Source organism: Pseudomonas prosekii, from assembly GCF_900105155.1.
Classification (GTDB): Bacteria; Pseudomonadota; Gammaproteobacteria; order Pseudomonadales; family Pseudomonadaceae; genus Aquipseudomonas; species Aquipseudomonas prosekii.
Window position 1 is genome coordinate 3,580,588 of sequence record NZ_LT629762.1, and the last position, 22,875, is coordinate 3,603,462.

The 22,875-nt window shown below is 61.7% G+C and carries 19 protein-coding genes; 6 read left to right on the forward strand and 13 right to left on the reverse strand.

The window, feature by feature from the left end; all coding sequences use genetic code 11:
* Positions 1–303: 303 nt before the first annotated feature.
* Both BLU01_RS16260 and BLU01_RS16265 read left to right on the forward strand, forming a co-directional pair.
* On the forward strand, positions 304–1,413 hold the full coding sequence (locus tag BLU01_RS16260) for a DUF3182 family protein (protein WP_092277437.1): 1,110 nt from the start codon (positions 304–306) through the stop codon (positions 1,411–1,413).
* Complete coding sequence (locus BLU01_RS16265; RefSeq protein WP_092277440.1) at positions 1,403–2,161, forward strand: alpha/beta hydrolase family protein; 759 nt, start codon at positions 1,403–1,405, stop codon at positions 2,159–2,161. Before BLU01_RS16260 ends, BLU01_RS16265 begins: the two co-directional genes overlap by 11 nt.
* Positions 2,162–2,267: 106 nt before the next feature.
* Here the strand turns inward: BLU01_RS16265 and BLU01_RS16270 are convergent, their stop codons facing one another.
* From BLU01_RS16270 to BLU01_RS16285, 4 genes are read right to left on the reverse strand one after another with little or no spacing between them, the layout of a single operon-like run.
* Complete coding sequence (locus tag BLU01_RS16270) at positions 2,268–3,254, reverse strand: lysylphosphatidylglycerol synthase domain-containing protein (protein WP_092277443.1); 987 nt, start codon at positions 3,252–3,254, stop codon at positions 2,268–2,270.
* Positions 3,251–4,549, reverse strand: coding sequence for a cardiolipin synthase ClsB (clsB, locus tag BLU01_RS16275; protein WP_092277446.1), 1,299 nt, complete (start codon positions 4,547–4,549; stop codon positions 3,251–3,253). Before clsB ends, BLU01_RS16270 begins: the two co-directional genes overlap by 4 nt.
* The gene (locus tag BLU01_RS16280) at positions 4,546–5,343 is read right to left on the reverse strand and encodes an endonuclease/exonuclease/phosphatase family protein (RefSeq protein ID WP_092277449.1); all 798 of its coding nucleotides are present in this window, start codon (positions 5,341–5,343) and stop codon (positions 4,546–4,548) included. The genes clsB and BLU01_RS16280 overlap by 4 nt, the downstream gene beginning before the upstream one ends.
* Positions 5,340–6,266, reverse strand: a complete 927-nt coding sequence (locus BLU01_RS16285; RefSeq protein WP_092277452.1) for a DUF72 domain-containing protein — start codon at positions 6,264–6,266, stop codon at positions 5,340–5,342. Before BLU01_RS16285 ends, BLU01_RS16280 begins: the two co-directional genes overlap by 4 nt.
* A 555-nt stretch (positions 6,267–6,821) precedes the next feature.
* Between BLU01_RS16285 and BLU01_RS16290 the strand changes: the two genes are divergently transcribed.
* Positions 6,822–8,936, forward strand: coding sequence for a mechanosensitive ion channel family protein (locus tag BLU01_RS16290; RefSeq protein WP_092277455.1), 2,115 nt, complete (start codon positions 6,822–6,824; stop codon positions 8,934–8,936).
* 115 nt (positions 8,937–9,051) lie between these two features.
* On the opposite strand, the gene BLU01_RS16295 is transcribed toward BLU01_RS16290, so the two are convergent.
* Complete coding sequence (locus tag BLU01_RS16295) at positions 9,052–13,368, reverse strand: DEAD/DEAH box helicase (RefSeq protein ID WP_092277458.1); 4,317 nt, start codon at positions 13,366–13,368, stop codon at positions 9,052–9,054.
* Between the two features lie 345 nt (positions 13,369–13,713).
* Between BLU01_RS16295 and BLU01_RS16300 the strand changes: the two genes are divergently transcribed.
* Complete coding sequence (locus tag BLU01_RS16300) at positions 13,714–14,598, forward strand: sugar nucleotide-binding protein (RefSeq protein WP_092277461.1); 885 nt, start codon at positions 13,714–13,716, stop codon at positions 14,596–14,598.
* Complete coding sequence (locus BLU01_RS16305) at positions 14,591–15,520, forward strand: NAD-dependent epimerase/dehydratase family protein (RefSeq protein WP_092277464.1); 930 nt, start codon at positions 14,591–14,593, stop codon at positions 15,518–15,520. Before BLU01_RS16300 ends, BLU01_RS16305 begins: the two co-directional genes overlap by 8 nt.
* Before the next feature lie 207 nt (positions 15,521–15,727).
* On the opposite strand, the gene BLU01_RS16310 is transcribed toward BLU01_RS16305, so the two are convergent.
* From BLU01_RS16310 to BLU01_RS16330, 5 genes are all read right to left on the reverse strand, one after another.
* Positions 15,728–16,426 (reverse strand): OmpW/AlkL family protein, encoded by a 699-nt coding sequence (locus BLU01_RS16310; protein WP_092277467.1) that lies wholly within the window; start codon positions 16,424–16,426, stop codon positions 15,728–15,730.
* Positions 16,427–16,648: 222 nt separating this feature from the next.
* Positions 16,649–17,161, reverse strand: a complete 513-nt coding sequence (locus tag BLU01_RS16315) for a DUF3299 domain-containing protein (RefSeq protein ID WP_092277470.1) — start codon at positions 17,159–17,161, stop codon at positions 16,649–16,651.
* Positions 17,162–17,176: 15 nt separating this feature from the next.
* Positions 17,177–18,442: an ABC transporter permease gene (locus tag BLU01_RS16320; protein ID WP_092277474.1), complete on the reverse strand. Its 1,266-nt coding sequence runs from the start codon at positions 18,440–18,442 to the stop codon at positions 17,177–17,179.
* 1 nt (position 18,443) lies between these two features.
* Positions 18,444–19,154, reverse strand: coding sequence for an ABC transporter ATP-binding protein (locus tag BLU01_RS16325; RefSeq protein ID WP_092277477.1), 711 nt, complete (start codon positions 19,152–19,154; stop codon positions 18,444–18,446).
* A gap of 134 nt (positions 19,155–19,288) precedes the next feature.
* Positions 19,289–19,879, reverse strand: a complete 591-nt coding sequence (locus BLU01_RS16330) for a DUF2796 domain-containing protein (protein ID WP_092277480.1) — start codon at positions 19,877–19,879, stop codon at positions 19,289–19,291.
* Positions 19,880–20,014: 135 nt separating this feature from the next.
* Between BLU01_RS16330 and BLU01_RS16335 the strand changes: the two genes are divergently transcribed.
* Entirely contained in the window at positions 20,015–20,365 is a 351-nt protein-coding gene (locus BLU01_RS16335) for a hypothetical protein (protein ID WP_092277483.1), read from the forward strand.
* A gap of 237 nt (positions 20,366–20,602) precedes the next feature.
* Here BLU01_RS16335 and trxA read toward each other — a convergent pair whose 3' ends face one another.
* From trxA to BLU01_RS16350, 3 genes are all read right to left on the reverse strand, one after another.
* Complete coding sequence (gene trxA / locus BLU01_RS16340; RefSeq protein WP_092277486.1) at positions 20,603–21,475, reverse strand: thioredoxin; 873 nt, start codon at positions 21,473–21,475, stop codon at positions 20,603–20,605.
* A gap of 171 nt (positions 21,476–21,646) precedes the next feature.
* A complete protein-coding gene (locus tag BLU01_RS16345) occupies positions 21,647–22,303 on the reverse strand; it encodes a class I SAM-dependent methyltransferase (protein WP_092277489.1) in 657 nt (218 codons plus the stop codon).
* Entirely contained in the window at positions 22,300–22,764 is a 465-nt protein-coding gene (locus BLU01_RS16350) for a YbaY family lipoprotein (protein WP_092277492.1), read from the reverse strand. The genes BLU01_RS16345 and BLU01_RS16350 overlap by 4 nt, the downstream gene beginning before the upstream one ends.
* Positions 22,765–22,875: the final 111 nt, after the last annotated feature.

Below are 22,875 nucleotides of genomic sequence, written 5' to 3' on the forward strand. Positions count from 1 at the left end.
TTGATGTAGGAGCGAGGCTTGCCCGCGAAGAGGCCTGCACAGCCAACATCAACGTCTATTGACCCGCCGCTTTCGCGGGCAAGCCTCGCTCCTACAGGTACGCGTTGCCTCATGCGCCCTGTGCGCAGCCGGTTTCGTGCAAAGTGCTAGAGTCATCAAACGCGTCGTGCAGAATAAAACAGGCGCAAAGCCATCACGGCTTTGGCAAATGCCTGATCTGCAAGTCATTTGTTTTCAATGGACGATTGGCCTGATCCCTGCACCTTCAGGCTAAACCCATCAGCGCAATTTGAAGGGGGATGCATGACCCCACCAGGCCGCAAGAAACTGGTCGTCGCTCACTCCGTGCGGCCCGAAGCGCCGCTGCACGAAGTCGAAACCAATCGCGCGCTGGCCCGGTGGCTGGCGCAGATTCTCGGTTTCAAATTTGGCGGCAGTTACGATGCCGGCCAGCACAGCGGCCGAGAACTTTACGTGCTGCCAACGCAGACTCTGGTCGGCGTCGCAGCCGCTCGGCAACTGGGCGTCAAAGGTCCGGATGATCTGTGGGGCGGCTATGTCGACCACGACTTCATCTGCACCAAAGCCATCAGCCACGGCTTGCTCGGGCCTTACGCGCAAGCACCGAAAGGCTGGTCAACGCTGTTTTCCGAACGGGTCAGCAAAGTCGTGCTCGACGGCTTCAGCGTGTTTTCCATCGATGATGCGCGCGAGGCGGCGGAGCGCTTGCTGGATAACGGGCCGATTCGCCTCAAGCCGATTCACGCCTGCGCCGGGCGTGGTCAGGAACTGATCAAAAGTCCCAACCAGTTCGGCGCCATTCTCGCGCGCGCCGACGCCGCGCAACTGTTCGCTGAAGGCGTAGTGCTGGAGCAACATCTGGAAAACGTCGTGACCCACAGCGTCGGCCAGGCGTTTATCGGCGACAAGGTCTTGAGCTACTGCGGTGATCAATACTTGACCGAAGACAGCCACGGCGAGGAAGTCTACGGCGGTTCGAACCTGTTGGTGGTGCGCGGTTATTACGAGGATTTGCTCGAACTCGACCTGCCCGACGACGTACGTCTGGCGATCCAGCAAGCGCAGGTTTTCGACAGCGCCGCCGATGAAGCCTATCCGGGTTTCTACGCGTCGCGGCGCAACTACGACATCGCCCAAGGGCTCGACAGCAACGGCCAGCAACGCAGCGGCGTGCTCGAACAGTCTTGGCGCATGGGCGGCGCCAGCAGCGCCGAAGTGGCGGCGTTGCAGAGCTTCGTCAACGACCCGGCGATGCGCGCGATTCGCGTGTCGTCGGTGGAAACCTACACCGAACAAGCGCTGCCGGCGGACGCCATCGAGGTGTATCGCGGGCCGGCGGAAAACGGTGATTTTCTTCTCAAGTACGTAACGGTCAAATCTTATGACGGCTAGAAGCGAAACCATTGAAATCGACATCGACGGCGAGCAGATGACCGGGCATTTCCTCAGCCCCAAATCGAAAGTCCCGGGCGTGCTGTTTGTGCACGGCTGGGGTGGCAGTCAGGAACGCGATCTGGAACGCGCCAAAGGCATCGCCGGTCTGGGTTGTGTCTGCCTGACCTTCGACCTGCGCGGGCACACGGGCGGCAAGGGGATTTCGTTGTCGCAGGTCACCCGTGAAGACAACCTGCGCGACCTGCTGGCGGCATACGACCGCTTGCTCGCGCACCCGGCGCTCGACACCTCGGCGATTGCCGTGGTCGGCACCAGTTATGGCGGTTACCTGGCGGCGATTCTTACCTCGTTGCGCCCGGTGCGCTGGTTGGCGCTACGCGTGCCGGCGCTGTACCGCGACGAACAATGGCATACGCCAAAACGCCAGTTGGACAAGGTCGATTTGCTTGATTACCGCAGCACGCTGGTGCACTCGGCGAACAACCGCGCGCTGCATGCCTGCTCGGAATTTACTGGCGATGTGTTGCTGGTGGAATCGGAAACTGACGATCACGTGCCGCACGCAACGATCATGAGCTACCGCGCGGCCTGCCAGAAAACCCACTCGCTGACGCACCGGATCATCGACGGCTCTGACCATTCGCTGAGTGATCCCGTTTCGCAGCAGGCCTATACCTCGATCCTGGTGGACTGGATTACCGAAATGGTCGTGGGCGAGCGGTTGAGCATTATTCAGTCGAGCTGAATCTGCGGTGCTTTGGCGATTCGCGGGCAAGCCTCGCTCCTACAGGTTTCGCGCTATCCCTGTAGGAGCGAGGCTTGCCCGCGAAGACGTCACAGGCCCCAGCCCCTTATTCAGCCGGTTTCTTCTTGATCCGCAACGACTTGGCTTTAGCCTCAACCGCCAGATACATCACCAGCGCAATCAGCAGCGGCAAGATGAAATAAATCGCCCGATACGCCAACAAACCCGCGACCAGACTGCCGCGCGAGGTCTCGTGTTGCAGCAGCGCGACAAACACCGCTTCCAACACCCCAAGCCCCGCAGGAATGTGCGTGATGACCCCGGCAATCGCGCTGATCAACAGCACGCCGAGCACCAGCGGATAGTCGAGTTTGCTCGGCAATAAAGTGAAAATCACCGCCGCCATCAGCGACCAGTTCAAGGCGCCGAGCGCCAGTTGCAGCACGGCCATGCGCAGCGATGGCAAGTCGATTTCGACGCCGCGAATCGACCACTCGCGGCGTTTGGCAAACCGGCACGCCAGCAAGTACCCGGCGCTCACCAGCAGCAACACCACGCCGACAATTTGCAAGGCGTCGCTGCTCAACTTCCAGCCCGGTGGCATGCGCACCAGTCCGCTGGCGAACACCGCGCCGGAAATTGTCATGTAGCCGAACCAGTTGGTCGCCAGGGTCAAACCGAGGATCTTCGCGATGTTGCCCTTGCTCACGCCAAGTCGCGAATACAAGCGATAACGCATGGCAATGCCGCCGACCCACGCACTCAAATTGAGGTTGAACGCGTAGCTGATGATGCCCACTGGGAGGATCTGTTTCCAGGTCAGATCCTGGCGAATATAGGTGCGGCCGATCAGGTCGAACGAGGCATAAACCAGAAAACTCACCAGGGTGATGCCCGAGGCAATGATCAGCGTGCGCACCTTGAAATCGGCCAAGGTGTCGAACACCTCGTTCCATTCCAGACGTTGCGCGAGCATGGTCAGCAAGACGATCAAGGCGAGAAAAAACAGCATGGTCAGCGGTTTTTTCCAGCGGCTCCAACGCGACTTGTCAGGGCTTTCGGCATGCGCTGCCGGGGCGTCAGACTGGCTCATGGGTGATCGCTCCCGGTTTTATGAATGAAAGGTTTGAGTCGCGGTTTGTGCGCCGGCAGCCAACCGGCCCACGCTGGGAAATGCCGCAGGAAGTGGAACACCAGAAAACCCACTGTCATGTGCCAGACCCGTCCGCGCGGCGCTTTCTCCGGGGACATGGCTTTGCAATGGTTGTTGCTCAGTTCTTCGAGGCGCTCGAACAGGTCGCGGTTGAACGCGTGATCACGGATCAGCACGTTGGCTTCCAGATTCATCGACAAGCTCAACGGATCGAGGTTGCTCGAACCGACAGTGCTCCAGTCCTCGTCAACCAACGCGACTTTGCCGTGCAGCGGTCGGTCGCAATATTCGTAGATCTGCACGCCTGCCTTGAGCAGATAGTCATAGGTCATGCGCGCGGCAAGTTTCGCCACCAGCATGTCCGGTTGACCTTGCAGAATCAGCCGCACATCGACGCCCCGGCGCGCGCAATTGCGGATCTCGCGCAGCAATCGATAGCCGGGGAAAAAGTAGGCATTGGCGATGATCACGCGGCGCTGGGCGCTGCGCAGCACCTGGCGATAAACCTCTTCGATGTCGGTGCGATGGTCGCCGTTGTCGCGATAGACCAGCCGCACCTGGCCGTCATGGTCGCTGAACGCCAGTTCCGAACGCCTCTGCCGGCGCCGCTGCCACCAGTATTTGGCGCGCGCCGGACGACCGGCTTGCAGCAGCGCGAAGTGATGAATGTCGGCGACGGCCGGGCCCTGGATTTCCACCGAGTAATCCTGTTTCGCCTCGGGGCCGAAGTCGGCCAGATGGTCGCCGGAAAAGTTGATCCCGCCGATAAACGCGATGGTGCCGTCGACCACCACGATCTTGCGGTGCAAGCGCCGGAACCAGTTGGTGCGAAAGCCCAGACGCTTCGGCGCCGGGTCGAACATCTGGATGCGCACGCCGGCCTCGCTCAACGCGGTGAGGTAACCGGTGCTCAGCTCGCCACAACCAAAACCGTCGAGGCTGGCGGTGACGCGCACGCCGCGCTGGGCGGCTTCGATCAGCACTTGTTGCAGCTCGTGGCCGACTTTGTCCTCGAAGACGATAAAGGTCTCCAGGAGGATTTCAGTCTTGGCCTCGCGCATCGCCTCGAACACCCGAGGGAAATACGCCTCGCCGTTCTCGAGCATTTTCACCAGGTTATTGCCCTGCCAACCGTACTCAACGTCAACCACGCCGGGCTCGCGCACGGTTGGCGGGGTGGCGATTGGTGCAGCTAAAGGCTCCACGCTGGTTTTTTCCATCGATGGACTGCTCATAACTCGATCTCCACCGAAAGCGGTGCGTGGTCGGAAAGGTGTGACCAGGGCCGTGCCGCCAATACTTGCGGACGGCTGGCCTTGAGGTTGCGTACATAAATTCTGTCCAGGCGTAACAGCGGCAAACGCGCGGGAAAACTGCGCGCCGGTTTGCCATGATGCTCGGCGAATACTTCGCGCAAGCCGCAGGGTTTAAGCAAAGCATCAGCGCGCTGGCGCCAGTCATTGAAGTCGCCGGCGACAATGACCGGGGCATCGCTGGGCAGCTCTTTCAAGCGTTCGGCCAATAACCGTAACTGCTCGGTGCGATGGGTTTCGTGCAGCCCGAGGTGCACGCAAATCGCGTGCACTTCCAGGCCATCGCCCGGCAGGCGCAGCACGCAATGCAAGATGCCGCGGTTTTCGTGGCCGCTGATCGAGACGTCGAGGTTGTCGTGACGAATGATCTGGAATTTCGACAGCAACGCGTTGCCATGATCGCCGTCCGGGTACACCGCGTTGCGCCCGTAGGCGAACTGCGGCCACAAGGTGTCGGCGAGGAATTCGTATTGCGGCATCGTCGGCCAGTTGCTGTAGCGCTGCGGATGTTGTTCGTGGGTGCCGTGCACTTCCTGCAAAAACACCACGTCGGCCGATACGCTGCGCACCGCGTCACGCAATTCCGGGAGGATGAAACGCCGGTTGAGCGCGGTGAAACCTTTGTGGGTGTTGACCGACAGCACGGTAAAGCGGCGCACGGCAGTGAGCACGGTTTGCTGCTCGTCGGTGCTGCCGAGCGGTTCGGTAATGCTCATGCCAGGACTCCTTCAGCGACGGGTTCGCCGGGGCGGGTGGCGAGCGTCTGGTCGAGGTCGAAGCGTTCCAGCAGGCTGCGCGCGTCGAAAGGCGCGCGGACTTTGATGTCGTTGTCGAAATAGCAGAACACTTCGCGGGATTTGCGCGCCTTGGGCTTTTGCTTGGGCGCAATCAGTTGCGGGTCGCCGGGTTGGCTGCCGTGGTTCCACGCCTCGATGCGGTCGCCCCAGCGTTTCAGCGCTTGTGGGGTGTAGCCGCTGGCGTAGAGCTCCTCGGCGCCGTGCAGGCGCAGGTAAACGAAATCGCTGGTGACGTCTTCGCGATACGGCCATTTGCCGCCGGTGTCGGCGATTACCAGCGCAACGTTATGGCGCTTGAGCAGGCGCACAAAAGCTGGGTCGACGAAGCTTTCGTGACGGATTTCCACCGCGTGGCGCAGTGCACGTTTGCCGTGGGCCTTGAGGCTGGCGGGGCCGTGCAAGTGTGAATCGTGTTGGCGGGCGAGGGCGGCGGCTTGGGCAGTGGTGTGGGGCAATTGTTCGAGGAAATGTTCAAACAGCTCGGCGTCGAATTTGAAACTCGGCGGGAACTGCCAGAGGATCGGGCCGAGTTTTTCTTTGAGTTCCAGCACGCCGGAGGCAAAGAAATTCGCCATGGGAATGTGCACGTCGCGCAGACGCTTGATGTGGGTGATGAAGCGCGGCGCCTTGACGCTGAAAACGAAGCCCGGCGGGGTTTCGTTGTACCACTGCACATAGCGCTCGGGCCGTTGCAGGGCGTAGAACGATCCATTGATTTCGATGCTGTTGACGGCCCGTGAAGCGAATTGCAGTTCGCGCTTCTGGGTCAACCCCTTCGGGTAAAACCCCCCGCGCCACGGTGTGTAGCGCCAGCCTGAAATACCAATATGAATCGCCGCCATGTGTGCTCCCGTCGAGTGCCCTCCGTCTTTTGCTGACTGCCGGGCAAACCAGAAGTTTCGACGGGGCTACGGACGGTCAGCGACAACCCGCATCGCCCCTGCAGGAGCAAGACTTGCCCACGAAAGCATCAAATGTAGGAGCGAGGCTTGCCCGCGAAGGCGTCGGCACATTCAGCATTTATGCGACTGACCCACCGCCATCGCGAGCAAGCTCAGCTCCCACATTTGCTCAGGGTTGAATCAGATAGCAATGAATCACCCCGGCCCCTGTGGGAGCCGAGCTTGCTCGCGATGGCGGTGGGTCAGGCACCGCGATGCTGGGTGTGCCGACGCCTTCGCGGGCAAGCCTCGCTCCTACAGGGGTTGGCGGTGATTGACTTTTATCTGATTCAACCTTGGACAAATGTAGGAGTGAGCCTGCTCGCGATGGCGGTGGGTCAGTCGCATCAATGTTGCGAGTGCCGACGCTGTCGGGGGTTATATCTGGGGGAAACCGAACTTGCCGGGCATTTGCCGATCAGTTCCTTACAGACCCTTTTCGAGGAGTTCGGTGTTTTGCTCAAGTTCAAGACTGCGATTTTACTGGGGGCGTTGCTGATTCTGGGCAGCAACGAGTTGGAAGCCGCCGCGTTGCCGGGTATGCCGGCCGCGACAGAAGAGGCCGAAAAACCTGAGCCGCTGGTGCAGGGCGGTTTGCTCGGCGCCATCAGTTCGAGCATCGATGACGTGCAGGACAAACTCGATCTCAACGAAAACCTCGTCGATGCCTGGCGCCTGCGCGCTGATCGCGCTGCTGATGAAGTCGACAAACTGGTCAACCAGCATTCGGCGCGTTCCGGTTGGAGCGTGGCCGGCGATTTCATGATGTTGTCCGGAGTCTGGCTCGGCACGTTTGCCTTGCTTACCGTACTCGGCGGGCTCGCGGCCAGCCGCTTGAGCCAGGGCAAATGGCTGCGCACCCGACAACGCAGCCAGGACCTGCTCGGCTACTTGATGCCGTATACCTTGCCGGCCATCGCCTGCCTGCCGCTGACGCTATACGTCAGCCACTTTCTCCCGGCTTCAGTAGGCCGCGCGCTGGCGCTGTGTTTTGCCTACGCGACCAGCAGCGGCATCTTTTCAACGTCGATATTGCTGTGCGTCATCGTCATGTTCAACACCGGCCACAAACGCCCGGCAGTGCGGATCATCCGCGACTATTGCCCGAAACCGCTGTTCCTGATCGGCTTCCTCGCCGCGCTCAGCGACGCCTTGACCAGCCCGCAGATCGCCCGGCAACTGGGCGGCAACATCACCAGCAGCGTCGCGGTGTTCACCGGGCTGTTCGCCTCGATCATCTTCGGGTTGCTGGTGATTCGCCTGCGACGCCCGGTCGCGCACCTGATCCGCAACCGTCCGCTGAGCCAACGCCTGAAACAACCGTCATTGCAGGAATCGCTGCGAATCTTTTCCGGGCTCTGGTATTGGCCGATCCTGCTGATGGTGATGGTCTCGGCGATCAACCTGATCGGCGTCGGCGAGGACAACCAGAAAGCCCTGCGCTGTGCGTTGTTCACCACCATTTTGCTGATTACCACGGTGTTCCTCAGCACGATTTTCCAGCACCTGTTCAAGTCGCGAAAAGCCGAGCGGCTGCAGCGCAGCAGTGCCTACAAGGAACGTTTTCTCAGTTTGCTGCACGCCTTGCTGCGCATCGTGATGGCCGTGGCGTTCATCGAGATTCTCGGGCGCATCTGGGGCGTGTCGCTGTTTGAATTCGCCGAGCAGAATTCGATTGGCCGGGCGATCAGCAATTCGCTGAGCAGCATCGGTTTGATCCTGTTGGTGACGTGGCTGTTCTGGGTGGTGCTCGACACCGCGATCCAGGAAGCGCTGAAACCGCCGGTCAACAAACGCTCGGCGCGTCAGCCGAGTACGCGGGTCAAAACCATCCTGCCGCTGCTGCGCAACGCGATCAAAATCATCCTCGTGGTGATTTGCGCGATCACCACCATGGCCAATCTGGGGATCAACGTCGCGCCGCTGCTGGCCGGTGCCGGGGTGGTTGGTCTGGCGATCGGTTTCGGTTCGCAGCAGTTGGTTCAAGACGTGATCACCGGCCTGTTCATCATCATCGAAGACACACTGTCGATTGGCGATTGGGTGGTGCTCGATTCCGGCCACGCCGGCACTGTCGAAGGGCTGACCATTCGCACCTTGCGCCTGCGCGACGGCAAGGGCTTTGTGCATTCGGTGCCGTTCGGCCAGATCAAGGCTGTGACCAACCAATCGCGGCAGTTTGCCTATGCGTTCTTCTCGGTGCAGTTCACTTATGACACCGACGTCGACAAGGCCATCGAGCTGATTCGCGAGGCCGGGGATTCGATCCGCGACGACACGTTCCTCAAGTACAACCTGCAAGGGCCGCTCGATGTATTTGGCGTCGACAAGATGGACCTGAATGGCGTGGTGCTGACGGCGCAATTCCGGACTGTGTCGGGTGGCCAATATGCGGTGAGCCGCGCGTTCAATCAGCGCTTGAAGAAGCTTGTGGATAACAGCCCGTGGGTCCACTTCGCGCAGACTTATCCACAGCAGGTTTTGCTCCCGCATCGGCCGGCTGGCGAACAGGTCGAACCGGCGACGGAAAACTCCGCGGTGCTGCTGCCAGAACAACCGCGCCCGCAATGAGTTGCGTTGACGCTGCCGGCCTCATCGCGAGCGAGCTCGCTCCCACATTGATTCGCTGGCGATCACCAAACCTGTGGGAGCGAGCTTGCTCGCGATAGGGCCAGCCCCGCCAACATCAATGACGGGTCAGTTTGCTGTGCACCTGCGCCGCTGCCGGCAGGTCAAGTTCCAGCCAATTGATTTGCTTGCCGGCAATCACCGCCGCCGCTGGCAAGCCGTCGCGGTACACCAGCCGATTGCTCGCCAGCGCCGGGACTTTCGCGCCGGGCAGTAACGTGCCGGCGAGGTTCAGCGGATCGACTCCACACACCGCCACCAGGCTGCCGTCATGCGGGCGGCGGCGCACGTCGCGCAGCAGCGGAATGGCTTCCGGCAGCGCAAATTGTTCGCCGGCCAAACCACTGACAAAACGCCCGCCACGAATCTCGCCGCGCGCCTCCAGTCGATGAAAAGTACGCAGCAATTCCCGCCAACTCGGCAGCCAATCCGCTTCGCGCTCAAGCAAACGCCAGAACACCACGCCATAGCGGCGCAGCAATGTCATGGCGATGTGTTCCAGCGTCTCGTGCGGCATCGGTGCCGGGCGTTGGTTGTCGATAATCGGCGCCGGCGCGCCACGGCGCAGCAAGGCCCAGCGCCCGGCGTCGTCCATGCCGCCGACAAACGCGCCGCGCCCTCGACGACTGCTGCGCTGCTGGCGTTTGCTCGCGGGAGTAATCAATGCGCGCAGCCCGGCAAAACTGTCAGCGTTCACCAGCCCGGCGCCGACCAGTTCCTGCAAGGCGATTTCCAGTTCCGCGCGCAACAAGTGCGCTTCGTGAATCAACTCGTCGAAAAACAACGCGCCGTGCTGGCTCAGCGCCTCGAAGACTTTCCGGGTTTTCGGCGACAGTTCGCTGACCGGCGTCTGTTCAGTCAAACCACTCCACAACCCGACCTGACTGCGCGGCAACAACAGAATCGGCGTGCTGCGCAATGCCGTGCTCGCGCTTTTGCTGCGCGTGGTCAGGCGCGTCCACACCAGTTTGCCGCTGCGGCACAAGTCATCCAGCCAACTCGCCGAATAGTCCTTGAGCCGCGCCGGCAGAATGTCGCTGTCCCACGCCGAAGCGGCAGCGGGGTAGCCTTCAAACTGGCTGATGATCGACGGCAACACCGCGCTGCCCTGGCCCTGCGTGGTGCTCGACAGATGCTGCCAGTCGAACAGAAACCGCATGAAATCCTGCAACGCCACCGGCTCGATTTCCCGGCGCAGACGCTTGACCGTGTAGCGATGAATGCGTGCGAGCAAATGCCGCTCGCACCATTCGTCCTGCTCGGCGCCGGGGGTGAAGTGCCCGCGCAGCACATAGCCTTCACTTTCCAGGCGCGCGAGGGCCTGGCTGACGTCGTTGCTCGCCAGACCCAACGGTTCGGCAATCGCCGGCAGCGGCAGCGGGCCGAAAGCACTGAGGCGCGCGCGGATCACTTCCAGCAACGCTTCATCGGCCTCCCACACTTCATCAAAACCGTGCAGCGCTTGCAGCGGCGGAGCCAATTTTGCCTGTGGATAAACCGCCTGCAGCAGCGTCAGGCGTTCCAGCGCCAGCCAAACGGATTGTTCCTGATTGATCTGCAAACGGCTGGCGCGGCCACTCTTGGCCAAGGCATCGAGCCATTCGCGCCACTGTGGATTGACCTGCGCTTCGGCCTCGGTGATGCACGCGAGGCTCATCAACGCCTCGTGCATTTCATCGACGCGGGTCGGCGCCGGCCAGGCCTCGTCGCGCACCGCTTGAATCGCTTCGCCATCGAGTGCGCCGAGGTCATCGGTGGACTGCGGATCGGTCCAGCGCCGGTTGAGCACCGCTTGCGTGCGGCGTTCTTCCAGCGGGGCGTCGTCGAGAAAAGTGTAGGGCCGCGCGCTGAGAATTTCGGCGGCGAGCGGCGAGGGCGCCGGCAAGTCGCGGCTGATCAACCGCACTTCGCCGCGCTCCATGCGCCGCAGCAAGGTCAGCCAACCTTCGGCGTCCATCGCTTCGTGCAGGCAATCGTCGAGGGTTTGCTCGACCAGCGGATGCTCCGGCACTTCGCGCTCGCCGGCGAGGTTTTCCACGCAGGCGATCTGATCGGGGAACACGTTGGCGATCAAATCTTCGCTTTTCATTCGCTGGATCTGCGGCGCGACTTTGCGCCCGCCGGTGTAACGCGGCAATGCCAGCGCGACCCCGGCATTCCAGCGCCAGCGCACACCAAACAGTGGCGCTTCGAGCACCGCTTGAATCAGCAAATGTTCGGCGCTGCTGCTGTGCAAATAACGCCAGACGTCATCCAGTTCAAAACTGTGCGCAGTGGACAGCGACAAGACAATCGCGTCCTCGCTGGCGGCGGCCTGCAACTCGAAGTTGAACGTGCGGCAGAAGCGCTTGCGCAACGCCAGGCCCCAGGCGCGGTTGATGCGGCTGCCGAACGGTGTGTGGATGATCAGTTGGGTGCCGCCGGACTCGTCGAAAAAACGCTCCATCAGCAGCGTGTCCTGCGACGGCAGGGCGCCGAGTGTGAGGCGCGCGCGGGCGAGGTAATCGACCAGTTGTTCGGCGCTGGCGAGGTTGAGGCCGAGGGTTTCGGTCAGCCAGTCGAGCGCCGGTTGCAGGTTGCCCGGCGTGGCGCCGAGCAGTTCATCGAGTTGCGCTTGCAGGCGCGCGACCGCAAACGACAGTTCGGCGCTGCGCCCCGGCGCCTCGCCGAGCCAGAACGGAATGGTCGGCGGCTGGCCTTGGGCGTCCTCGACCCGGACCTTGCCGGCGTCGATGCGCAGGATTCGATACGAGGTATTGCCCAACTGGAAGATATCGCCGGCAATGCTTTCCACCGCGAAGTCTTCGTTGACGCTGCCGATGTTCAGCCCTTGCGGCTCGAGCAGCACGCTGTAATCGGCGTTGTCCGGGATCGTCCCACCGCTGGTGACGGCGGTCAGTTTGGCGCCACGGCGCCCGCGCAAGGTGCGGGTCACGGCGTCGCGATGCAGGTAAGCGCTGCGCATGCCTTCGCGACCGTTGTAGCCTTCGGCGAGCATGTGCAGCAGGGCCTGATAGTGTTTTTCGTCGAGGCTGGCGTACGGCGACGCTTGACGGAACAGCGCCAGCAGGGCGTCTTCGTGCCATTCCTGGCAACTGACTTCGGCGATGATTTGCTGGGCGAGCACGTCCAGCGGCGCTTCGGGGATCAATAACGTGTCGAGTTCGCCACGGCGCACGCAATCGAGCAGCGCGGTGCATTCGATCAAATCGTCGCGGGTGGTGGCGAACAAGCGGCCCTTGGGCGTGCCGCCGACCTGGTGCCCCGAGCGGCCGACCCGTTGCAGAAACCCGGCAATCGAGCGCGGCGAGGAGATCTGGCACACGAGGTCGACGTCGCCGATGTCGATGCCCAATTCCAGCGAAGCAGTGGCGATCAGCACTTGCAACTCGCCGCGCTTGAGCCGTTGCTCGGCGTCGAGGCGAAATTCCTTGGCCAGGCTGCCGTGGTGCGCGGCGACCGCATCCTTGCCGAGACGGTCGCTCAGATGTCGGCTCAAGCGTTCGGCGAGGCGTCGGGTGTTGACGAAAATCAGCGTGGTGCGGTGTTCGCGGGCGAGGGCGGCGAGGCGGTCGTAGACCAGTTGCCAAACGTCGTTGGCCATCACTGCTGTCAGCGGCACCGGCGGCACTTCAATGCCCAGATCCCGCGGCCGCGCGTGGCCGATGTCGATAATCTCGCAGTCGCGGTCGCGGCCGACGAGAAAACGTGAAACCGCTTCGATGGGTTTCTGCGTGGCCGACAAACCGATGCGCATCAGCGTTTGCGGGCAGAGCGCCTGCAAGCGTTCCAGGCTCAGCGCCAGATGGCTGCCGCGTTTGCTGGCGGCGATGGCGTGGATTTCATCGACGATCACCGTGCGTGTGCTGCCGAGCATTGTTCGCCCGGAGTCGGAGCCGAGCAGCACGTAGAGCGATTCCGGGGTGGTCACGAGAATGTGCGGCGGCTTGCGGCGCATCGCCGAGCGTTCTTTTTGCGGCGTGTCGCCGGTGCGTACGGCGGTGCTGATCTGCAATTCGGGCAGGCCCATCCGCCGCAGTTGTTCGGTGATCCCGGCCAGCGGGTTTTGCAGGTTGATCTGGATGTCGTTGGACAACGCCTTGAGCGGCGAAACGTAGACCACCAGGGTTTCGTCGGGCAATTGGCCGCCGTTGTCCAGGCCTCGGTGGACCAGATCGTCAAGCACGGCGAGGAACGCGGTGAGGGTTTTGCCGGAGCCGGTGGGCGCCGCGATCAAGACGCTGCGGTGCTGGCGAATCAACGGCCACGCCCGCGCCTGGGCGGCGGTGACCGTCGGGAAGGTGTTGCGGAACCAGGCACTGACAGCCGGATGAAAGCCGGCCAGCGCAGTGTCGGCGGGGATGGGCAGGTTCATGGGCTAATTTATGCGGGCGGGGTGGGGAAGTTGCAAGCCCTGGAAGCCGACCGGTGTCCCTGTGGCGAGGGGGCTTGCCCCCGTTGGGCTGCGAAGCGGCCCCAAAACATCCGCCGCCATGCTTCAGGATTACCGCGTTTGGCGGTTTTACGACTGCTGCGCAGCCGAACGGGGGCAAGCCCCCTCGCCACAGGGGCGGCGACTAAATCCGGGGATCTACACTTTACGGATGACGGTTGCGCACTAAACCCGCAAAATGCAACGATTCCGGCATCTATCGACGACAACGCCTGTGTGCGCTGTCGATAAAGCCATTGATTCAATCAGACTGGGCCTGCTGACTTTATGCGAATGCGCCTTATGTTACTGGGCGGCGGAAATGCCCTTGGGCAGGCGCTGATTCGCCTCGGTGCGGAGGAAGACATCGGTTTCCTCGCCCCCCGCCCACCCCAAGACGGCTGGGACGCCGCAAGCCTGACGCAACTGCTCGACGACACGCGCCCGGACGCGCTGATCAACCTCGCCTATTACTTCGACTGGTTCCAGGCAGAGACGGTCAGCGAGCAGCGCCTCGCCAGCCAGGAACGCGCCATCGAACGCCTGGCCGAATTGTGCCAGCACCACAACATCGTCCTGCTGCAACCTTCGAGCTATCGCGTGTTCGACGGCTCGCGCGCCACCGCCTACAGCGAAAAAGACGAACCGGTGCCGCTGGGCCTGCGCGGTCAAGCCTTGTGGCGAATCGAACAAAGCGTGCGCGCCACGTGCCCGCAACATGTGTTGTTGCGTTTCGGCTGGCTGCTCGATGACAGCGCCGAGGGCACGCTCGGGCGTTTCCTCGCGCGCGCCGAAACCCCGGAAGAATTGCTTCTGGCCGACGACCGTCGGGGCAATCCGACGCCGGTCGACGACGCGGCCCGGGTGATTATTTCGGTGCTCAAGCAACTCGATTGTGCGGCGCCACTGTGGGGCACCTATCATTACGCCGGGCATGAGGCGACCACGCCGCTGGCATTGGGTCAGGCGATCATCACCGAAGCACGCAACCTGCACGCGCTGGCCATCGAAGCGCCGACCGCCCAGGCTCACGCCGCGCGGCCCGACGCCGCCGAAGAGCCGCAACACGCGGTGCTCGCCTGCAAGAAAATTCTGCACACCTTCGGGATCAAGCCACGCGCCTGGCGCGCGGCTCTCCCGGGCTTACTGGATAGGTTTTATCGCCATGGCTGACGGCCCTGTTTTCATCACCGGCGGCGCCGGTTTCATCGGCTCGCACCTGACCGACGCCTTGCTCGCCAAGGGCCATTCGGTGCGCATCCTCGATGACCTGTCGACCGGCAAACGCAGCAACCTGCCGATGGACAATCCCAAGGTCGAGCTGATTGTCGGCGACGTCGCCGACGCCGCACTGGTTGCGCGCTCGATGCTCGGCTGCAGCGCCGTCGCCCACTTGGCCGCCGTGGCTTCGGTGCAGGCCTCGGTGGACGACCCGGTGAAAACCCATCAGAGCAATTTCATCGGCACCTTGAATGTCTGCGAGGCAATGCGCCAGGCCGGGGTCAAACGCGTGTTGTTCGCTTCCAGCGCGGCGGTGTATGGCAACAATGGCGAAGGCGAATCGATCGACGAAGAAACCGCCAAGGCACCGCTGACGCCCTACGCGTCGGACAAACTGGCTGGCGAGTATTACCTGGATTTCTACCGTCGCCAGCATGGACTGGAGCCGGTGGTGTTCCGCTTCTTCAACATCTTCGGCCCGCGCCAGGATCCGTCCTCGCCGTACTCCGGCGTGATCAGCATTTTCAGCGAACGCGCGCAGAAAGGCCTGCCAATCACCGTGTTTGGTGACGGCGAGCAGACGCGCGATTTTGTTTACGTTGAAGATCTGGTCGATCTGCTGGTGCAGGCGATCGAGAAACCGCAGGTTGAAGTGGGCGCGGTGAATGTCGGCTGGAACCAGGCGACTACGCTCAAGCAAATGCTCGAAGCACTGGCGCAGGTGGTCGGTGAATTGCCACCGATTACCTACGGCCCGGCGCGCTCCGGCGACATCCGCCATTCGCGCGCCAACAACCGGCGCCTGCTCGAGCGGTTTACCTACCCTGAGCAAACGCCCATGAACGTTGGGTTGGCGCGGTTGCTGGGTCGCTGAGTTTTTCTCAGTCATGAAAAAGGCGCCTTTCGAGGCGCCTTTTTTATTGCTCGGACATCACCGTTATGGCAAGTGATGAACTTGTGGCGAGGAGGCTTGCCCCCGTTTGACTGCGCAGCAGTCACCATCAGTTTTGGGGCCGCTTCGCAGCCCAACGGGGGCAAGCCCCCTCGCCACAGGATCTTCTTCAATCTTACGGTTGCGGTGTTAGAACTTGTAACCGAGGCCAACCATGTAGATGAACGGGTCGACTTCGACATTGACCTTGGCCCGGGTGCCCGGTGCCACGGCGTTGTTTTCGACGGTGGCCTGGGTGTCGATGTCGATGTAGCGCACTTGGCCGTTGATCATGATGTTGTCGGTGATCATGTAATCCGCGCCGACCTGGAACGCCATGCCCCACGAGTTTTTTGCCTTGAAGTTGCTGAAACCGTTGGCCTGAGCCTGGCTGCCGACGTGCTCGTCATAGATCCAGGTGTAGTTGATGCCAGCGCCGACATACGGCTGGAACGCCGATTTGCCGTCGAGCGGGTAGTAGACAACGCTGAGGGTTGGCGGCAGGTGTTTCAGCGTGCCGAGTTTGCCGTTGGCCGCGCCGAGTGCGGTGCCTTTGATTTTCACGTCATGCTCGAACGGCGAGGCGGCGAGCAGCTCGATTCCCCAGTGGCTGTCGATCATGTAAGCGAAGTTCAAACCCAGCTGCGTGTCGCTGCTCATGGTCGCCTTGCCACCCAGATCGGCACCCGACAACGGCCCCTGATCGACCTTGACGCTGGAGCTGTCGGCTTTCGGGTTGACGGTGATTGCACCGGCCCGAACGATGATGTCGCCGGCATCGTGGGCGTGGGCGAGCGGGGCTGCGAGCGCGAGAGCAAACAGCGAAGCGCTGAGCAAGGACTTGTTCATGGGGGCTCCAAAGGACGTTAAAAATGTTTGATGTCCAATGGTACGGAGCGCTCTGATCCGGTCTTTTGACTCAGCTCAATGAAACAGTGATCGGGCCTGTTTTAGTGGAACCTTTGATGGCCTCTTCGCGGGCAAGCCTCGCTCCTACAGGGTTGGTGATGACCTAGTAGGAGCGGGGCTTGCCCGCGAAGGCGTCCTCACAAACAGCACAGAACTGCGGATTCACTCCTGCAGCTCATACACATAAATCTTGTCCGCCTCCATCTGATACCCGGCATCCGCCAACTCGCTGCTCGACGCTTTCACCTGCAACGCGCCCTCGATCCAGTACGGCTGATACAGCTCATCGAGCTTCACGCCGACTTCGCTTCTGACATGCACAATCTGGTTCGACGGCGGTGGCGGCACGTGGATGCAGGCGCCGAAATACGGCACCAGCAAAAACTCGGTGGTGCGACCTTCCTCACTCACCTCCAGCGGCACGATGTAACCCGGCAGGCGAATGTTCTGGCCGTCGAGGCCCTTCACCACCGGCGCATTCGGCAAATCCTGCTTGGCGGCGGGCGCCGATTCCAGCGTGCTGCTCATCTGCGACAAGTCATGCAGCGGGGTCATGTTCGGCACTTCCGGCGCAGCGTCCGGCGGGATCATTTCCGACCAGGTCAAATCCTTCGGCTCGGCCGCCCACAGCGGCAGGGCTACCAGCATCAACAGCGCGAGTAGAGCGCGGGGCATATTCAACGTCCTCATCTAAAGTCGGATCGACAGGCCATCGGCCAACGATTGGCGATACGCGCGCCAGGCCGGCACGCTGCCCATCAGCAGCGCAGCGAGCAGGATGCCACCGAGCAGCGTCCATTCATATTCGCTCGGCCACGCCAGCGGCAGATACAAACCGTAATTGGCTTGCACGTAACCTTGCGCGGCGGCGATGCCGACGTACAGCAACGCGACGCCGGCAATCACCCCGGACAACGCCAGGGCAAAGGCTTCCAGCACCAGCAACGTTGCGATGTGCCACGGTCGCGCGCCCACCGAACGCAGGATCGCCATCTCGCGACGACGCTCATTGAGGCTGGTGAGAATCGCCGTGAGCATGCCGATCAACCCGGTCAACACCACAAACAACGACACCACTAACAAGGCTTTTTCCGCCGTGCTCATCAGGCTCCACAGCTCTTGCAACGCCACGCCCGGCAGGATCGCGAGCATCGGTTCGCCACGGAATTCGTTGATCTCGCGTTGCACCGCGAAGGTCGAGATCTTGCTGTTGAGTCCGAGCATGAACGCGGTAATCGCTTGCGGCGTGAGGTCCATGTTGCGCGCCTGATCGGCGCTGATCCGGCCCTTGCCCTGCGCGGGCACACCGTTATGCCAGTCAACGTGAATCGCTTCCATGCCACCGAGACTGATGTGCAACGTGCGGTCCACCGGGGTGCCGGTGCGCTTGAGAATGCCGACCACGGTGAACGGTTTGTCATCGTGCTTGACCAGGCTGATCACCGCCACGCCGTGGGCCAGCACCAGTTTGTCGCCGAGTTTGTAATGCAGCGCATCGGCGACTTCGGCGCCGAGCACCACTTCAAACGGATCGCTGGCAAATGCGCGGCCATCGGCGATCGCCAGGTGTTGTTGGCGGCCGTACTGGTAATGCTCGAAGTAGGCCTCGGTGGTGCCCATCACTCGATAACCGCGATGTGAATCGCCGAGCGACATCGGGATCGCCCACTTCACTTTCGGGTTATTGGCGAAGTGTTCGAAGCTGTCCCAGCGAATGTTGTTGGTGGCGTTGCCGATGCGGAACACCGAATACAGCAGCAGATTCACCGAACCGGAACGGGCGCCGACGATCAAGTCGGTGCCGCTGATGGTGCTGGCAAAACTGGCTTTGGCCTCGGTGCGCACGCGTTCCACGGCCAGCAACAGGCACACCGACAAGGCGATGGCGAACGCGGTGAGAATCGCGGTAAAGCGGCGGTTAGCCAGGCTGGCCAGGGCTAGACGAAACAAATACATCTCAGACCTCGAACGGGGTGGCGGCGCGATTGAGCTCGGCCAGCGACAGGTTGCGGTCGAACAGCGGCGCGAGGCTCTGGTCATGGCTGACGAACAACAGGCTCGAACCCGCCTCGCGGCATTCGGCGAACAACAGGCGAATGAAGTTTTCCCGTGCGTCGTAATCCAGCGCCGAGGTCGGTTCGTCGGCGATCACCAGTTCTGGCTGACCGATCAACGCGCGCGCGGCGGCGACCCGTTGTTGCTGGCCGATGGACAACGAATCGGCGCGGCGGCCGAGGATGCTTTCATCCTTCAAACCCAAATGCGCGAGCAGCGTCGCGGCGGCTTGATCGACGCTGCCGTGGCGCTGTTTCGCCCGCTCGGCGCGCAATTTGGAGAAGTGGCAAGGCAGCTCGACGTTCTCGCGCACCGACAGAAAGGGCAGCAAGTTGAACTGCTGAAAGATGTAGCCGGTGTGATCGACGCGAAAGCGATCGCGCGCACCGGCGCCGAGTTCGGTGAGCTCCTGGCCGAGCAGACGAATGCTCCCGCGATCAGGCTTCTGCACGCCGCCGAGCAAGCCCAGCAAGGTGGTTTTGCCGCTGCCGCTGGGGCCTTTGAGGAACAGGGTTTCACCGGGTTCGAGGCGAAACGCCGGAATGTCCAGCAGCGGCGGGTGACCGGGCCAACTGAAGCCCAGGTCGGACAGTTCGATGAGTGCTTGGGTCATGGCGCCGATTTCATGGGTATTGATGACCTGTGGGAGCAAGGCTTGCCCGCGATTAACGATGACGCGGTTTTATCCAAAACCGAGGCGTCTGTATCGCGGGCAAGCCTTGCTCCCACAGGAGATTTTCGGTGAATTCAGAATTTCAGCGCAGCAGCCTTGGCCGTCACTTCGACGCCTTGCTGGCCGCTCGGGCTGATCAGTTGTACCTGAATCTTCTGCGTCGCCGGGAAGGTGTTAAAAATGTTCGCCAGATCCAGGGTTTTCAGCGCACCCGGCGCCGAGCAACTGAATTGGTAATGCGCTTGAATTTCGCTGTGCTCGTGATGATGCTCGTGACCGTCCTTGTCCGCCTCGTCGTGGTCATCATCGGCATCCGGCTTGTCGCCGAACAGCGGACTTTCCAGTTCCTGAGTCGCGACTTTGCAACCGGCGGCTTTCGGCAGATTGAACAGCGCCAACGGATTTTCCAGTTTCGCGCGCGCGGCGGCGACTTTGGCCTTGTCGGCATCAGTAGTGGCCGCGTGTTCAAAACCCACCAGATTCATCGCCGGGCTTTCCAGCTCCAACTCCAGCGTCTGGCCATCCAGCGCCGCGTTCAAGCGACCGACCCCATGTTCGTGAGCGCTGAGGCTGCCATGCTCATGGTCGTGATCATGTTCATCCACAGCATGGGCGGCGGCCAGCGGCAACAGGGCAAACGGCAAAGCAAGAAGCAGACGACGCATGGCGAGTCTCCGGGGAAGTGAAGAAAAGGTCTGTTATGTAATCTTATAACGAAAGTGCGCAGAGTTTGCCCGGCTGCTTGGCGTTGCACAAGAGCCATGGGAGCATGCACGTCAGAAATGTGCAGGAGCGGACTCATGTTGCGTATACGCGGAAGCATCGGCGACTGGCCGGTGGATTTGACGCTGGAGATGGATGACGGCGATTGGGCAAGGCTTGGCGCGCAGTTGCAGGTGAGTAACACCGAGGAGGTCAGTGCGCCGGTGGCCAAGGCGTCGACTCAGGACGATACGTCCTGGCAGATCGCCAAGGATTTGCTGCGCAAGGCCGGGCAGTTGAGCGGGCCGGATTTGCTTGAGCAACTGGAAGGGCTGACCGGTAATGCCGGGTCGGGCAAACGCCTGTTGGTGCGCTTGCGCCATTGCGCCGAAGTGAAGGTGGTGAGCGGGGCGGATACGCCGATTTACAGTTGGGTCGGGCCTGCGTAAGAGCGCTGGAACCTGTGGGAGCAAAGCTTGCTCGCGATGGCGATCTCAAGGACGCCATCGCGAGCAAGCTCTGCTCCCACAAGATCAAAAGCACCGCCATCGCGAGCAAGCTCTGCTCCTACAAGATCAGAAGCACTGCCATCGCGAGCAAGCTCTGCTCCCACAAGATCGGAAGCACGGCCATCGCGAGCAAGCTCTGCTCCTACAGGGGCATTGGAGCAGGGGTGTTTCGGCGGATCAGTACAGCGCGGCGAACAGTTTGCGGCGGTACGTGGTCACCAGCGGATGATCGTTGCCAAGCAGTTCGAACACTTGCAGTAAGGTTTTGTGCGGCAGGCCTTCGCTGTAGCTGCGGTTGCGGATGAACAGTTTCAGCAGCGAGTCGAGCGCCGGTTCGTATTGCTGGCGCGCGAGTTGCTGGATCGCCAGTTGATACACCGCTTCGTCGTCCTGCGGGTTTTTCGCCAGGCGTGCTTTCAAATCTGCGGCGTCGGGCAAGTCCTTGGCCTGGCCGAGAAACTGAATTTGCGCCTTGGCGCCGGCGAGGGCGGCTTTGTGCTCATCGGTCTTGACCGCGTCGAGCACGGTTTGCGCTTCGCCCAGTTCGCCGCGTTCGGTGAGGCAGCGGGCGTAGAGGATCAGCGCTTTGGCGTTGGTATTGTCTTCGCCCAGCAGCACTGCGAGCACGGCTTCGGCGTCAGCAAAACGGCCATCGTCGAACAACGCCTGGGCCTGTTCGAACGGATCGGCAGCGGCCGGCGGCGGCATTTGCACATGCGGTTCGAGCATCGTGCGCACGGCGGATTCCGGTTGCGCGCCGGCAAAACCGTCGACCGGTTGCCCGTCCTTAAACAGCACCACGGTCGGCAGGCTGCGAATGCCGAAACGCGCGACGATGTCCGGCTCGGCGTCGCAATTGACCTTGGCCAGCAACAACTCGCCCTGATAGCTCTCGGCGACGGTTTGCAGCATCGGCATCATGGCTTTGCACGGCGCACACCATTCGGCCCAGAAATCCACCAGCACCGGTTTGTGGAAAGAGTTCTCGATCACCGACTGGTCGAAATCAGCAGTCGTGGCGTCGAAGATGTACGGCGTTTCCTGACTCATGGGGGATCTCGTAAAAGCGTGAATGGGTCAACTATACGGCTTGGCAGGGTGTCGCTGAAAGTGTGGGCAGTCTGACAGGTCGCCTTCGCGGGCAAGCCTCGCTCCTACAGGTCCGCGCCGATTTGAAGACCGACGCCGGACCTGTAGGAGCGAAGCTTGCTCGCGATGCTGTTAGCCGCGCCGAGCATGGTAAAGGCTCACATGCCGAAACTCTTCCGGCTCGGCCAGATCGGGCAAGGTCATGGCTTCGAGCATTTCGATGCGCCGGTACAACGGATGGCGAAAATCGCGGACCCGCGAATCTGCGACCAAGGCCTCCTGGCCGCGACTCAAGAACTCATCGAGCAACGGCAGATTCGCCCGGTCGTACAGCACGTCGGCAACCAGGATCAGATCAAAGCGGTCCGCCTCGGCAAAGAAGTCCGTCGAGTAATTGAGTTCTACGTCATTAAGCTGGGCGTTCGCCCGACACGCCGCAATCGCCAGCGGATCCAGATCACACGCCACCACTTCCAGCGCGCCAGCCTTGACCGCAGCAATCCCCGCCACACCCGAGCCCGCGCCAAAATCCAGCACTCGTTTGCCTTTGACCCAGTCGGGAAACTCAGCGAGGTATCGCGCCACCGCCAAGCCGCTGGCCCAGCAAAAACTCCAGTACGGCGGTTCGTGGAGAATCCGCCGGGTTTCTTCCGGGCTGAAGGCGCGGTCCATGTTGTCGCCGTCGATCAGCCAGAGTTTCAGCTCGGTGTCGGGCAACGGCACTGGCACCAGTTGCGCATCACCGAGCAGTTCAGCCAACGCCTGTTGCAGGTCGAGCGGTGCAATCATGGGGCTTTGACGAATTGCAGCTGGCCCATCGCCTGAGTGGTCGGCTGGCTGATGACTTGCGATGGCAGATGCAAAATCAACTGGCCGGACTGGCTGGCGCGGCCACGCAGTTCAACACGCGCGCCGGCCGGGAACGATTCCGGGTTGAAGCGCAGGTGAAACGGCAGGATCTGATTGGTACCGATCAGGCTCGAACTGGCGAGCAATTGTTGCGGGCGGTCCTGGGCATCAATCACCAGCAACGCCAGTTCAACCTCGGCGCCGGCCGGCACGCCTTGCAGGGTGCCGCTCAATTCACGTTGATAAGCCGGCAGCGGGCCGAGATTGGCGGCTTCCTTGGCTTTTTTCTGTGCTTGCTGCGGCGCCGGGCCGGGTTTCGGCGGCTGGGGCTTGGGCGCATCGCTGCTGCAGGCCACCAGCAGGCTGAAAATACTGAGCAGGACGAGCGGTCGTAGCGACATTTGGGGCTCCGGCAGGGGTCAAATCCATGGATCAAGCTTATAGCTCGTCTGTATACCGCAAACCCCATGGCTTGTCTTGCCACGGGGATGCGCTACCATGGCCCTCCCTTT

What these genes read in the sequence shown, in the direction of transcription:
- BLU01_RS16260 (WP_092277437.1), top strand. Translation starts at nt 304, where the DNA reads ATGACCCCACCAGGCCGCAAGAAACTGGTCGTCGCTCACTCCGTGCGG.
- BLU01_RS16265 (WP_092277440.1), top strand. Translation starts at nt 1,403, where the DNA reads ATGACGGCTAGAAGCGAAACCATTGAAATCGACATCGACGGCGAGCAG.
- BLU01_RS16270 (WP_092277443.1), bottom strand. Translation starts at nt 3,254, where the DNA reads ATGAGCCAGTCTGACGCCCCGGCAGCGCATGCCGAAAGCCCTGACAAG.
- clsB (WP_092277446.1), bottom strand. Translation starts at nt 4,549, where the DNA reads ATGAGCAGTCCATCGATGGAAAAAACCAGCGTGGAGCCTTTAGCTGCA.
- BLU01_RS16280 (WP_092277449.1), bottom strand. Translation starts at nt 5,343, where the DNA reads ATGAGCATTACCGAACCGCTCGGCAGCACCGACGAGCAGCAAACCGTG.
- BLU01_RS16285 (WP_092277452.1), bottom strand. Translation starts at nt 6,266, where the DNA reads ATGGCGGCGATTCATATTGGTATTTCAGGCTGGCGCTACACACCGTGG.
- BLU01_RS16295 (WP_092277458.1), bottom strand. Translation starts at nt 13,368, where the DNA reads ATGAACCTGCCCATCCCCGCCGACACTGCGCTGGCCGGCTTTCATCCG.
- BLU01_RS16300 (WP_092277461.1), top strand. Translation starts at nt 13,714, where the DNA reads ATGCGAATGCGCCTTATGTTACTGGGCGGCGGAAATGCCCTTGGGCAG.
- BLU01_RS16305 (WP_092277464.1), top strand. Translation starts at nt 14,591, where the DNA reads ATGGCTGACGGCCCTGTTTTCATCACCGGCGGCGCCGGTTTCATCGGC.
- BLU01_RS16310 (WP_092277467.1), bottom strand. Translation starts at nt 16,426, where the DNA reads ATGAACAAGTCCTTGCTCAGCGCTTCGCTGTTTGCTCTCGCGCTCGCA.
- BLU01_RS16315 (WP_092277470.1), bottom strand. Translation starts at nt 17,161, where the DNA reads ATGCCCCGCGCTCTACTCGCGCTGTTGATGCTGGTAGCCCTGCCGCTG.
- BLU01_RS16320 (WP_092277474.1), bottom strand. Translation starts at nt 18,442, where the DNA reads ATGTATTTGTTTCGTCTAGCCCTGGCCAGCCTGGCTAACCGCCGCTTT.
- BLU01_RS16325 (WP_092277477.1), bottom strand. Translation starts at nt 19,154, where the DNA reads ATGACCCAAGCACTCATCGAACTGTCCGACCTGGGCTTCAGTTGGCCC.
- BLU01_RS16330 (WP_092277480.1), bottom strand. Translation starts at nt 19,879, where the DNA reads ATGCGTCGTCTGCTTCTTGCTTTGCCGTTTGCCCTGTTGCCGCTGGCC.
- BLU01_RS16335 (WP_092277483.1), top strand. Translation starts at nt 20,015, where the DNA reads ATGTTGCGTATACGCGGAAGCATCGGCGACTGGCCGGTGGATTTGACG.
- trxA (WP_092277486.1), bottom strand. Translation starts at nt 21,475, where the DNA reads ATGAGTCAGGAAACGCCGTACATCTTCGACGCCACGACTGCTGATTTC.
- BLU01_RS16345 (WP_092277489.1), bottom strand. Translation starts at nt 22,303, where the DNA reads ATGATTGCACCGCTCGACCTGCAACAGGCGTTGGCTGAACTGCTCGGT.
- BLU01_RS16350 (WP_092277492.1), bottom strand. Translation starts at nt 22,764, where the DNA reads ATGTCGCTACGACCGCTCGTCCTGCTCAGTATTTTCAGCCTGCTGGTG.